Below are 13,052 nucleotides of genomic sequence, written 5' to 3' on the forward strand. Positions count from 1 at the left end.
GCATGCAGTGAAGAACTTATTCTAAAGAGGGTAGGTTCTTTTTTTATTCAGAGGATCTACGTACACTTTTGAAAAAGCCTAACCTACCTCAATTCAATTATCTTATAATAGAAACATCATGCAGCACTCCTTCTCACGAACATGAAAAGCAATATCTATGAGATATTGGAAATGTATATTCAAAATATAAAAGTCTACCGGCTAGGGTAGACTTTTTCGATCAGTTTAATGTTTGATCCCTTGAAGCAGTGCGGCTTTTAGGTAAAAGGATGTTGGCTGACGATGTTCATCGAATTGCAGTTGAAACAGCTGTTTCGTTTCATCGTCTGCAGCATGAAGGTGGGCAACGATCTCCTTTTGAACATTCTCTGGCGTACGTCCACGTATAATCCAGTCCTGATAATCAATATGCAGATCCCAGTAACGGATATCTTCTTTCGTCAAATGGTTGTCAGCGAAAAGCTCTTTCCATTCTGATAACGAGCTTTCTCGCACATGGGAGGGATCTCTCAGTCTATTTAAATGATTAATAAAGTTATCCTGTGCTTGGTTTTCAGGTGCATAATGATCCACAAGTAGAAATTTGCCGCCTTTCTTTAAGACTCGGCTGATTTCAGACATGGCTGCCGGGAGATGTGGGAAGTGATGAGCAGCAAATCGGCATGTGACGAGATCAAATGATGCATCAGAAAAGGGCAATGCGTCTGCGGATGCCTGCTCAAACGTAATGTGGTTCAGCTGGCGCTCTTTTGCAAGTGCTGTAGCAACCTCGATCATTTTGTGTGTGACATCAATCCCGATTCCTTTAGAGATGACGTCTGAAAAGGAAAAAACGGTATGACCTGCCGCGCAGCCGATATCAAGTAGATGCTCATCGCCCTTTGGCTTCGCCGCCGTTTTCATCCATTCAAGCTCTTTTCCAGCTGCAAAGATGGGTGAATCTCGGTAGTTCTCTGCATTTTGTGAGAATTGTTTCTCGGCTTTCGAATATGGATTCATTTCTTTACCCCCTTTTGTTGTTTCTTTATCGTAGGGTTCTTCCCGTGATTTGTCTAAGACATAAAAGATATGATATGAATAGTTAAAACCTATGAGGTGAGAGAAGTGGATATACGAATGATGGAATATGTCATGGAAGTGTACCGGCAGCAAAGCTTTACAAAAGCAGCGGAAAAACTTCACATTGCACAGCCCTCATTAAGTCAGCAAATTAAAAAACTTGAGGAAGAATTAGATACTCCCCTGTTTATTCGGAAGTATGGACAAGTCACTCCTACACCTCAGGGAAACCGATTGATCAAAAGAGCAGAAACCATTTTGAAGGAACGAGATGATTTATTGCGTGAGATGGGGGAAGCTGCTTATGAGGTAGGGAAAGAACTGATGATCGGTGCGCCAGCTGTTACAGGGGGATATGTCCTGCCGAGTTTATTAAAAACCTATTGTCAAACGTATCCGCATGTTCACGTTCATTTGATAGAAGAATCGCCTCGTGAGCTAGAAAGACGTTTACTCACTGGGAAACTGGATCTGGCGATTCTTTCTTTGCCTGTCGAGCATGAATCATTGAAAACAAAACAAATGCTGACCGAGCCGCTTCTTCTCGCCATTCCGCAAACGGCTCAACCGTGGTTGACAGATGAACTGAATGAAATCATCAATCAAGCGGATCAAGAAGGGTCTGTCCCGTTTCGTCTTCTGGAAGATGCCCCATTTATTATGCTGAAAGAGGGATATGGCTTTCGGCAAGTGGTCACGGAACTGTGCCGTCATCATGGTTTTCGGCCGAGGATTGCATTTGAAACGAGTCATATTCAAACAGCTCAGGCATTGGTTGAAAATGAGCTAGGGGTGACAGTGGTGCCGAAAATGGTGGCACAAGAGGAAAGGAAAGCAGTCACTTATTTACACATTGATTCATGCCCAACCCGCACACTTGTGTTTGCATATGTGGAAGAAAGATATTTAACGAAAGCCGCTCAAGCCTTCATGGACCTTCAACAGAATCAAGGAAAAGCTTAAACAAACGTTTAATCAAACGTAAAAAGCAGGGGAGCCCCCTGCTTTTTAATATAAGTCTAGACGCTGATCTGTCATGACGGGGATTTGTTGTCTCACTTCATCTACGAGCTGAAGATCAATGTCTGCATAATAAATGTCTTCTTCATCATTTGTCTCAAGCAGAATGCGTCCGAGCGGGTCAATTACCATGGAGTGACCAGGGAATTCAGTGTCTCTGCTTGTGCCCGTCCGGTTCACCGCAATCACAAATGACTGATTCTCAATGGCTCTTGCGATGAGCAGACTGCGCCAATGGTCCACTCTTGCTGACGGCCATTGAGCGGTATTGATAAGCACCTTCGCCCCTTTGTTCACGAGCGTCCTAGAAAGCTGAGGGAAGCGGAGGTCATAGCAGATCATGGTGCCAATCTTGACATCTTCATCATAGTTAAATAAACCAAGCTGATGACCGGCGGTTAAATAGTTGTGTTCATCCATTAAGCGGAATAAATGAATTTTATCATAATCTAACAAAAGCTCACCTTGACGGTCAAACACATACATCGTGTTGGTGATATCTTCATTTGTTGTCCGCTTATTCAAGACACTCCCTGCGATGAGATATACTTGGTGTTTACGAGCAAAGGAAGAGAAGAGTTGTTTTGTCCGCTCACCATCTGCATCGGCAAGCTCATCCGCTTGTTCCAGCGCATAGCCGGTATTCCACATTTCAGGTAGAATAATCAAATCAGGCTGTTGACGGATGGCTTCTTCTAAAAATGCTTCTGCTTTCTGAAAGTTTACATCAGGTTCTCCTATTTGTACGTCCATTTGAATCAGGGCGATGTTCATGTCGGTCGTCCTCCTTTATTCGTTTCATGCAATGAATGGTTCGGTGATATTGCCTGAAGCATCTAGTCTTCAAGCCAGTTTCTTTATCATAAAGCTTTCAGTCATCTTTGCCAATAGAAATGTCAGAAGGTTTTGTTAAATGACTTTCTAAGTCGAGAAATCAATGATATGATACATATAACTAACAAAACAAAGGGGAATAGTAGGGTATGCAATTGTTCGATTTACCACTAGAAGATCTAAAAGAATATAAACCCAAAAAAACAGCACGTCCTGATTTTGCTCACTTTTGGAAATCATCTCTGGAAGAACTGAATCAAGTGAAGGCCAAACCAACGTTAGACCCTTTTGATTATCCAGTGAAAGGGGTCAACGTATACCGCCTGACGTATCAGAGCTTTGGGCAATCGCGTATTGAAGGCTGGTATGCCGTACCTGATCAAACAGGTCCGCATCCTGCTCTTGTTCGATTTCATGGCTATAACGGAAGCTATGACGGTGGTATTCATGATATTGTCAATTGGGCGCTGCATGGCTATGCGACGTTTGGAATGCTTGTCCGTGGTCAAGGTGGCAGTGAAGACACATCAGTGACGCCAGGCGGACATGCATTAGGGTGGATGACAAAAGGCATTTTATCGAAGGATACGTACTATTATCGAGGTGTTTATCTAGATGCTGTTCGTGCACTCGAAGTCATTCAGTCTTTCCCCGAAGTAGATGAACACCGTATCGGCGTGATCGGTGGAAGTCAGGGGGGTGCATTAGCGATTGCGGCCGCAGCCCTTTCAGACATTCCAAAAGTCGTTGTGGCAGACTATCCTTACTTATCAAATTTTGAGCGTGCAGTTGATGTTGCCTTGGAGCAGCCTTATTTAGAAATCAATTCATACTTTCGCAGAAACAGTGATCCTGAAGCTGAAGAAAAGGTATTTGAGACATTAAGTTACTTTGATTTAATCAATTTAGCCGGCTGGGTGAAACAGCCAACATTGATGGCGATCGGTCTGATTGATCAAGTGACACCGCCATCCACCGTGTTTGCGGCATACAATCATTTAGAAACAGATAAAGAGCTGAAAGTGTACCGATATTTTGGGCACGAGTTTATTCCTGCTTTTCAAACAGAGAAGCTGTCCTTTTTACAAAAGCATTTGCTTCTATCAACATAAGAGCATGACAAAGAGCTAAAATGACATTCATTTAGCTCTTTGTCTTTTTTCAGCTATTGGAGCGATCAGCTTAATAACTGGTGTTCTGTCTTGTTTTTTCATCAGGCACTAATGCTGTAACGATCAGGGCAAGGGCTGTGATGATGTGAAGGATGAATCCGAGAATCGGAATCCAGGCAAGGCAGGATGTCACAATGCCGATAATACTTCCAATCATTGGTCCTTGGTCTCGCTTCGATAAGACGAGTGTGATAATATGCAGAATAAGCATGACCATGAGCGGTGAATAGCCATTGCTGATAACGAATAGACCTCCGATCACAGGGATAGCAAGGCAAGCTTCAAAAATCCCAGTGATCCATTTCATAATGCGAGATATAGACATCAGATCCAACTCCTTTTTCATATATGTCATATTCGTATTTTCCCAAAAGGTGAAGAAGTCATGCAGAATTCTATAGAAAGAGTTGATGGACACTTGAGAGAAAGAATTAAGGAAGAGCTGAAAATCATCGAAGAAACGTATGACGTCAAGATTTGCCTCGCCGTTGAATCGGGCAGCAGGGCATGGGGATTTCCTTCAACTGACAGTGATTATGATGTTCGCTTTTTATACGTTCCCCGGAAAGAATGGTACTGGGCGATGGAAGAGCATCGTGATGTCATTGAACGGCCAATTGATGACATGCTTGATATCAGCGGCTGGGAGCTGCGAAAGGCGTTGCGTTTATTCAATAAATCGAATCCATCCATTATGGAATGGCTGTCTTCTGACATCATTTATGCTGAATCCTTCTCTCTAGCCAAGCGGCTGAGAGAATTAAAGGATCGAGCGTTTTACCCTGCAGCATTGATGTATCATTACCTCAATATGGCGAAGCGGAATGAGAGCCGGCATTTACGAGGAGAGCAGGTGCGAATCAAGAAGTATTTCTATGTGCTTCGTCCGCTGCTTGCCTGTCAGTGGATTGAACGTTACCGAACAGTTCCACCAATGGACTTTCATGAATTACTCAAGGAGCTAGTGGAGGAAGGCCCGCTGTTAGCAGAAATTCACGAACTGCTCAAACGTAAAATGGACGGAGAAGAAATGGATGTAGAGAACCGTCTCGCTCATGTCCATCCATTTATTGATCAAGAACTGGCGCGTTTTGATGAATTGGTGAAAAGCTACAATCAGCCGAAAGACAATCTGATGCAAGAATTAAATGAGCTTTTGCAGTCTACCCTTGATGAGGTGTGGGCGTAGGAGGGGAGAGTCAGCCGGATAGCGGCAGACTCTTTTTTTATCTCTTATTGTGATAAAACCACAAAAAAAGTCAGAATTTTTGTCATCTTCAAATATTGTAGCGGACAGCTCATGAGCCTTACAATAAAGACATAGCTTACAAAGAGTGGGAGGTGCCCTTTATGGAGTCGGTCACAAGAAATTTCTTCTTGTTTTTGTCAAAGAGCAGTCTCTTGAACCATATTGCTCGTAATTGGGGAAGTGCTGTTGCATCAAAGAAAATCATCGGTGGGAAGGATTTTGAGAGCGCTATCCCTGTCATCAAACGATTAAACGATCAAGGTATGGCCGTAACGGTTGATCACCTTGGTGAGTTTGTCACAAAGGCAGAGATTGCAAATGAGCGGACGAATGAGTGTATTCAAACCATTCAGCGAATTGCAGAGGCGGGACTCAATTCCCACGTGTCACTTAAAATGACATCGCTTGGCTTAGATATTGACGATGACCTTGTGTATCGCAATATGAAAAGTATTTTAGATACGGCAGAGAAACACCGTATTATGGTGACAATTGATATGGAGGATGAACAGCGCTGTCAAAAAACGCTGGACATTTTTAAAGAAATGAAATCTCAATATGAGTATGTCAGTACGGTTTTGCAGGCGTATTTGTACAGAACAGAACAAGATCTTGATGACCTAAATGAGTTGCAGCCATTTTTAAGACTTGTAAAGGGTGCCTATAAGGAATCCGCCGAAGTGGCGTATCCAAACAAAAAAGACGTCGATCAGAATTACAAGAAGCTGATCGAAAAGCAATTACTCTCAGGGAACTATACAGCCATTGCGACACATGACGATCAAATGATCGAATTTACGAAACATATTGTGAAAAAACACAATATACAGACAGATCAGTTCGAATTTCAAATGCTGTATGGCATGAGATCAGAAACGCAGCAAGCACTCGTGAAGGAAGGCTATCAAATGAGGGTCTACACCCCGTATGGACGAGAGTGGTATGGCTACTACATGAGACGTCTTGCAGAACGACCGGCAAACATTGCATTTGCTTTAAAAGGGATGACGAGAAAATAATTTGAAACGGGAGCGTGACAAAGATGACAACACTTTACAAGCATGAACCATTCACGGATTTTAGCCAGGAAGAAAATCGCCAAGCGTTTGAACAAGCATTAGCCAAAGTAACAGAATCGCTTGGGCAAACCTATCCGCTTGTGATTAATGGAGAAAGAATCGAAACAACAGACAAGATTGTCTCGATCAATCCGGCGAAGAAGGAAGAAGTCGTGGGTACCGTATCAAAAGCTGGGAAAGAAGAGGCAGAGCAAGCGATTCAAGCTGCGGCAAAAGCGTTTGAAACATGGCGCTACACGTCTCCAGAAGAAAGAGCCGGCGTCTTATTCCGCGCTGCGGCAAGCATTCGCCGTAAAAAGCATGAGTATTCAGCCCTTCTCGTAAAAGAAGCAGGGAAGCCTTGGAATGAAGCGGATGCAGATACAGCAGAAGCCATTGACTTCCTAGAGTATTATGCCCGTCAAATGCTAGAGCTTGCGAAAGGCAAACCGGTGAACAGCCGCGAAGGGGAACGCAATCAATATGTGTACACACCAACTGGCGTGACGCTTGTCATTCCACCATGGAACTTCTTGTTTGCGATCATGGCAGGAACAACCGTTGCACCAATCGTCACAGGGAATACAGTCGTATTAAAGCCAGCAAGTGCGACGCCTGTCATTGCTGCCCGCTTTGTAGAAGAACTGGAGCAAGCAGGTCTGCCGAAAGGTGTTGTCAACTTTGTGCCAGGTAGCGGAGCAGAAGTAGGAGATTACTTAGTAGATCATCCGAAAACAAGCCTTATTACATTCACTGGATCAAGAGAAGTGGGCACACGTATTTTTGAACGTGCGGCAAAAGTACAGCCAGGACAACAGCATTTAAAGCGTGTCATTGCTGAAATGGGCGGTAAAGATACCGTGGTTGTAGATGAGGATGCAGATGTCGAATTAGCCGCTAACGCCATTTTCACATCAGCCTTCGGATTCTCAGGTCAAAAATGTTCAGCTGGGTCTCGTGCGGTCGTCCACGAGAAGCTGTATGACCAAGTCGTTGAGCGAGTGAAGGAAATCACAGAAACGAAAACAACAGCGAATCCGTTATCAGCTGATGTGTACATGGGACCTGTCATTGATCAAGCTTCCTTTGACAAAATCACGGAATATATCGAAATTGGCAAGCAAGAAGGCCGTCTAGTCACTGGCGGAACAAGTGATGATTCAGAAGGGTACTTCATTCATCCAACCGTGTTTGCAGATCTAGAGCCAACATCTCGTTTAATGCAAGAAGAAATCTTTGGACCTGTCCTAGCTTTCTCAAAAGTCTCAAGCTTTGATGAGGCGCTTGAAGTAGCCAACAACACAGAATACGGGTTAACCGGTGCGGTCATTACAAATAATCGTGATCACATCAACCGTGCGAAGCAGGAGTTCCATGTCGGGAACCTTTACTTTAACCGTAACTGTACGGGAGCAATTGTGGGATACCATCCATTTGGCGGCTTTAAAATGTCAGGAACTGATTCAAAAGCAGGCGGACCAGATTATCTTGCTCTGCACATGCAGGCCAAAACGATCAGCGAAATGTTTTAATATGGAAAAGCATGAACTCGTGAAGGCGAGTTCATGCTTTTTTTACCTGTCTACGACTTGTTTCTATACAAATCTGACTGGAAAGAAGTATGATAAATGTATCACTTATTCAGGGAGCAATCGGGATGGAAGAGATATTAGAAAAGCTTCATACATTTTTTGATGTCGATAAATTAATTGCATTTATTAGTGGTTATTTAAAAAAACCAGTCATTTTAGAAAGTACTGAATGTCAGCTGCTTGCTTATAATTCTTACAGCATCCAGCAGTTCGACCCAGTCAATCAGCAAACCATTTTCTCAAAGGAATGTCCGGGAGCTGTGGTGGATTGGTTAAAAAAAACAGGGGTCATTGAGCAACTATACACAGATTCAAATCCTTTTTATGTGAATGGTCATGAGGAGCTCGGGTTTAATCGCCGGGTGGCTGTGAGCGCCAAGCACAAACAAGAGGTTGTCGGCTTTATTTGGGTGCAGGACATTGAAGATTCTCTCTCTCAAGAGGAGCTGCAATTTTTACACGAGGCATCGTTTCAGGTTGGAAAAGTCATTTATAAAAATAAGAAACAGCTGGAGAAAAAGGAAGGCAAGATTGAAGAGTTCTTCAAAAAGGTCATGGATGATCATTTTTATACAGAAGAAGAGCTGAAATGGGAAGCTGAGAATTTAAGCATTCCACTGCCAGCTGTCTTTACTGTGATGGTTGTTCATGCCGCCGATAATAAAAGTGAGACGGCAGAAGATGTGAAGGATATGATTAGAACCTATTTACAGCTAGAAGACAAGGTCAATCACGTCTACTCTGTGCAAGCAGACATCGTCGTGATATTAGGCAGTTTGTCAGATCGACACTCACCAAAAGCGACCGCTGCGGATGTCGTCGCCCATCTTCAATCGAAAACGCATACACACCCATCTCCTTTATATATTGGGATGGGAAGAGAATATCGAGATGTCATGAAAATGAGCACAAGTCGATTTGAAGCGATAGAAGTCGTGAAAGCAGTGAAGATTGTCGGGGGGCAGGAATTGATTCCATACGATTACGAGCATTTGGGGGTCTTCCGGTTCTTAGACTCGATTTACAGTCACCAAAAAAAGAAAAACGACTTTAATCCAGATCTGTTGCGCCTAAAGGAAAAAGACCGTGACAGCCAAACATCATTTTTAAAAACCTTAGAGGTCTACTTATTGAATAATTGCAAGTTAAAACCAGCTGCAGAGCAGTTGTTTATTCATCAAAATACACTAAACTATCGAATGAAACAAATTTTTGAAATGACGTCTATAGATTTAAGTCATTTTAGCCAGCGATGTGAGTTATTTATTGAATTGATGCTGATGAAAAAAGATCAATAGGCGTGGACTCCGCAGGTGCAAAGGATGACCTGCGGATTTTTATGCGAGATCATAAAATGGCATACAATTGCCTTATTTCGTTGTATGATAGATAAAGATTTTATGAGGAAAGTGAAAGGAGGGCCACCTTTGGGATCAGTCACCTTGGCCATTTTGATTTTCATCATGACCCTCGTCCTTGTCATTTGGCAGCCAGGACGTTTAACCATTGGATGGTCAGCGTGCGGGGGAGCGATTCTTGCTCTTGCTTTTGGGGTCGTTCATTTGGGCGATGTATGGGAAGTTACCCAAATTGTCTGGAACGCCACCTTTGCATTTATTGGAATTATCATCATTTCATTGATTTTAGATGAGATTGGTTTTTTTGAATGGGCGGCACTTCATATGGCAAAAGCCGCAAGAGGGAACGGGGTCCGCATGTTTATTTATTTAACATTGCTCGGCGCTGTGGTAGCAGCTTTTTTTGCCAACGATGGAGCGGCACTTATCTTAACCCCGATCGTTTTATCTGTGGTCAGAGCGTTGAAGCTGGATGAGCGTATGATCCTGCCATTTGTCATGGCAAGCGGCTTTATTGCAGATACGACTTCTTTGCCATTTGTCATTAGCAACTTGGTCAATATCGTATCAGCCGATTATTTTCATATTGGCTTTCTTGAATATACAGCAAACATGTTCGTCCCAAACCTTGTATCGCTTGGCGCTAGTATGCTTGTGTTGTATGTGTTTTACCGGAAACTCATCCCGAAAACGTACGATGTTTCGCAGGCGAAGGAACCAGCTTCGGCCATTCGTGATCTGCGCATGTTCCGGTTATCTTGGTATGTGTTAGGGTGCTTGCTTGTTGGATATTTTGCTGGGGAATTGGCAGGCATTCCGGTGTCAATCATTGTAGGAGGCATTGCCATTGCTTTCTTATGGCTGGCGAAACGGAGTCCACAAGTAGCGACAAAACGAGTCGTCAAAGAAGCACCTTGGTCGATTGTGTTTTTCTCTATCGGCATGTATGTCGTGGTGTATGGGTTGAAAAATGTCGGCCTGACAGAAATTTTAGCGGCGTGGATTGAACAGGGGGCGTCACACGGTTTACTTGCGGGAACGATGTTTATGGGGGTCCTGGCAGCCGTGTTATCCTCTGTCATGAACAACCTCCCAACCGTTTTAATTGATGCGATTGCAATCGGTCACACAGATACAGAAGGTGTGATGAGAGATGCACTGATTTATGCCAACGTCATCGGCTCAAACCTTGGCCCGAAAATGACCCCAATCGGTTCATTGGCGACATTGCTGTGGCTTCATGTCTTGAAGAAAAAAGGTGTGCATATTTCTTGGGGGGCATACATGAAAGCTGGAATCATTCTAACCATACCGACTCTGATCATCACGTTATTGGGGTTGTATGTGTGGTTATGGCTGATACATTAAAAAGCAGATCCCATGGATCTCAGCGCATAGACAAACCCTCGCATTCTTTGTCAGTCCTGCGTGCTGGTGCTCACGAATGTTAAATTCGCTCCGCGCCAGTACTCGTCCTTCCTAGACTGCAAAGGTTTTCTATCACGCTGAAAAGAAAACAAAGGGCTAAAATAAAGTTCATTTTAGCCCTTTGTTAACAATCTGAGCAGATCACATGGATCTGTTTTTTGTTGTTATAGATATTTCGCGTAGCGTTTTTCCAAAAAGTCTTGGAGCAATGAGACCACACTGCATATGCCCCAGTAAATCAAGGCAACCAATATATACATGGTCATATAATCGAATTCTCTTCCGCCCACAATTTTTGCTTGCTGGAAGAGTTCTGGCACAGTAATCATTGCCGCTAGTGAGGAAGCTTTGATTAAATCAAGCATGACGTTGGTCAGGGGCGGCAGTGCAATGCGAACGGATTGAGGCAAAATGACTCCGCGCATCGTTTGCCAATAGCTGAGACCAAGTGATTTGGCGGCTTCCACTTGACCACTTGGAACAGAGGAGAGAGCCGCCCGGTTAATTTCGGCAATGTATGCAGCACTATTGAAGCTGAATCCAATAATAGCAGCAGTGACAGCTGTAAATTCAATGCCGATGTAAGGGAATCCGAAATAAAGGATAAACAAAATGACCAGAATGGGAACCCCTCGCATGAATGAAATATATAGCCGTGCAGGCAGCCGAAGGAACCACGTATTTGCCATTCGAGCAAGGGCAATAAAAAAGCCTAGAATCGTACCAAAAAACATGCTCACAAAAGAAATGAGCAGCGTCAGCCAGATGCCTTTCATCACAAATGGAAATGACGCTTTTGCCAGTGCAGGATTAAAGATATATTCTAAATGAATATCTCCCACGGCTGCGGCTCCTTATTTAGAAATGTCGACATCTTCGACATCAACATCAATTTTCTTTGAGACGTCAGCATGATTAAAGAATTTCTCCGAAATCTTTTTCATGGTTCCGTCTTTTTTCATCTCTTTTAATACACGATTTAATTCTTTTTGAAGCTCTGTATTGTCTTTTTTCATCACAAACCCTTGTTCATTCGGCATGTATTTTAAGTCTGGATGGATCGTAATATTTAGCTTAGGGAATGCAGCAAGCGCCAGTGTTTGCAAGTAGTAGTCATTTAAAATGACATCTGTACGGCCGTTTGCAACATCCTTTAAATATTGCTCGTTTGTGGCATTATCATAGATGACTTCTTTTGCACCATACTTACGGGCAACATCCATATAAATGGTCGTTGCAGCACCTGCTGCTTTCTTTCCTTTTAAATCCTTTAGCGTTTTAATACCTGACAGATCATCTTTTCTGACGATAGCGGTTCCATATGAGTATTTATAAGGTGTTGAAAAGGCGAACTTATCTTTTCTGTCATCTGTGATGTCGATATCGTTTGCAGCGGCATCCACCTGACCTGAATTAATGGCACTGAGCATACCGTCATAACCCATTTCTTTAAATTCTACTTTTACGTCAAGGCGCTTAAATGCTTCTTTGACGACTTCCACTTCATAGCCAGTCAATTGATCCTTGCCGTTAGATGTATCATGGTAAGACGTAGGATACAAGGTGCCTGAAGTAGCGACCACGATTTTCCCTTTCTTTTGAATCTGATCCCACTTTGATTCTCCAGACTGAGATGAGCCTGATTGATTGCAAGCAGACATGACAAGCATGAGAGCAGACACAACAAGCAGCACCCATATAGGTTTTCTATGATAAAAACGACTCATTTAAGAATCCTCCTCTATTTTTTATACAAAACAAAACATAGCACGCTTTTTCAGTTAGGACAACGTTTTCAGATGAAAAGCGAAAAAGTAAGAATATTATGTGCAATTTGATGGTGTGAATAATGTATAAAAAAGGAAAGAGTGCGCAAATTAAAATCGAATAAAGGAGGGAACGACAGAGATGAAAAAAACAAGTGGTTTGATCATACTAACGATGGTGCTATTATTTGGTTTTCAGGTGAATACGGCTCATGGAGAAACACCCCAAATGGAAAAGCGCCCCGTCACGCATCAAGTAAAATTAACGACAGAGCAACAAAAACAAATTGAAGTACTTGAACAGCAAATTTTGTCTAAACGAAAAGAAGTGCTCGAAAAATACGTTCAGTATGGTGTGTTAACGAAGGAACAAGGCACGCACATCACAAAACGAATGGATGAACATTACAATCACTTAAAAAATAACGGGTTTGTTCCATTACTAAAAAAACCACAGCACCATCGACCATAAGTTTAAGAAAACCGGCAGCAAGGTGCCGGTTTTTATTGTTTATG

13 protein-coding genes are annotated in these 13,052 nt (G+C 42.9%); 8 read left to right on the top strand and 5 right to left on the bottom strand.

All coding sequences use genetic code 11. From position 1 onward, the window contains the following. Positions 1-225 precede the first annotated feature (225 nt). Positions 226-999, bottom strand: a complete 774-nt coding sequence (locus MHI41_RS01860; RefSeq protein WP_342494477.1) for a class I SAM-dependent methyltransferase — start codon at positions 997-999, stop codon at positions 226-228. A gap of 117 nt (positions 1,000-1,116) precedes the next feature. On the opposite strand from MHI41_RS01860, the gene MHI41_RS01865 reads away from it, so the two are divergent. After that, complete coding sequence (locus MHI41_RS01865) at positions 1,117-2,022, top strand: LysR substrate-binding domain-containing protein (RefSeq protein WP_249670464.1); 906 nt, start codon at positions 1,117-1,119, stop codon at positions 2,020-2,022. Positions 2,023-2,067: 45 nt separating this feature from the next. Here MHI41_RS01865 and MHI41_RS01870 read toward each other — a convergent pair whose 3' ends face one another. Then, a complete protein-coding gene (locus MHI41_RS01870; RefSeq protein ID WP_129548074.1) occupies positions 2,068-2,853 on the bottom strand; it encodes a carbon-nitrogen family hydrolase in 786 nt (261 codons plus the stop codon). Between the two features lie 209 nt (positions 2,854-3,062). Between MHI41_RS01870 and MHI41_RS01875 the strand changes: the two genes are divergently transcribed. After that, positions 3,063-4,025 (top strand): acetylxylan esterase, encoded by a 963-nt coding sequence (locus MHI41_RS01875; RefSeq protein ID WP_342494478.1) that lies wholly within the window; start codon positions 3,063-3,065, stop codon positions 4,023-4,025. Between the two features lie 70 nt (positions 4,026-4,095). Here the strand turns inward: MHI41_RS01875 and MHI41_RS01880 are convergent, their stop codons facing one another. Then, a complete protein-coding gene (locus MHI41_RS01880; protein ID WP_008342068.1) occupies positions 4,096-4,410 on the bottom strand; it encodes a hypothetical protein in 315 nt (104 codons plus the stop codon). 60 nt (positions 4,411-4,470) lie between these two features. On the opposite strand from MHI41_RS01880, the gene MHI41_RS01885 reads away from it, so the two are divergent. The 5 genes from MHI41_RS01885 to MHI41_RS01905 all read left to right on the top strand — a co-directional run bounded on the left by MHI41_RS01885 (position 4,471) and on the right by MHI41_RS01905 (position 10,710). Beyond that, complete coding sequence (locus tag MHI41_RS01885) at positions 4,471-5,274, top strand: nucleotidyltransferase domain-containing protein (RefSeq protein ID WP_268357663.1); 804 nt, start codon at positions 4,471-4,473, stop codon at positions 5,272-5,274. 161 nt (positions 5,275-5,435) lie between these two features. Continuing rightward, positions 5,436-6,353: a proline dehydrogenase gene (locus tag MHI41_RS01890; RefSeq protein WP_007498256.1), complete on the top strand. Its 918-nt coding sequence runs from the start codon at positions 5,436-5,438 to the stop codon at positions 6,351-6,353. 23 nt (positions 6,354-6,376) lie between these two features. Then, positions 6,377-7,924, top strand: a complete 1,548-nt coding sequence (gene pruA / locus MHI41_RS01895; protein ID WP_060832065.1) for an L-glutamate gamma-semialdehyde dehydrogenase — start codon at positions 6,377-6,379, stop codon at positions 7,922-7,924. 125 nt (positions 7,925-8,049) lie between these two features. Then, complete coding sequence (locus MHI41_RS01900; protein WP_008342058.1) at positions 8,050-9,282, top strand: helix-turn-helix domain-containing protein; 1,233 nt, start codon at positions 8,050-8,052, stop codon at positions 9,280-9,282. A 129-nt stretch (positions 9,283-9,411) separates the two neighbouring features. After that, positions 9,412-10,710, top strand: a complete 1,299-nt coding sequence (locus MHI41_RS01905; protein ID WP_282834071.1) for an arsenic transporter — start codon at positions 9,412-9,414, stop codon at positions 10,708-10,710. A gap of 224 nt (positions 10,711-10,934) precedes the next feature. On the opposite strand, the gene MHI41_RS01910 is transcribed toward MHI41_RS01905, so the two are convergent. Continuing rightward, complete coding sequence (locus MHI41_RS01910; RefSeq protein WP_008347854.1) at positions 10,935-11,612, bottom strand: amino acid ABC transporter permease; 678 nt, start codon at positions 11,610-11,612, stop codon at positions 10,935-10,937. A gap of 12 nt (positions 11,613-11,624) precedes the next feature. Next, positions 11,625-12,497 carry a transporter substrate-binding domain-containing protein gene (locus MHI41_RS01915; protein WP_008347852.1) on the bottom strand — a complete coding sequence of 291 codons (873 nt, stop codon included), beginning with the start codon at positions 12,495-12,497 and terminating at the stop codon, positions 11,625-11,627. A gap of 181 nt (positions 12,498-12,678) precedes the next feature. Here MHI41_RS01915 and MHI41_RS01920 point away from each other — a divergent pair, with 181 nt between their 5' ends. Then, on the top strand, positions 12,679-13,008 hold the full coding sequence (locus tag MHI41_RS01920; protein WP_342494479.1) for a YckD family protein: 330 nt from the start codon (positions 12,679-12,681) through the stop codon (positions 13,006-13,008). Positions 13,009-13,052 lie beyond the last annotated feature (44 nt).

The sequence above is a fragment of the Bacillus sp. FSL M7-0307 genome, from assembly GCF_038627835.1.
Taxonomy (GTDB): Bacteria; Bacillota; Bacilli; order Bacillales; family Bacillaceae; genus Bacillus; species Bacillus altitudinis.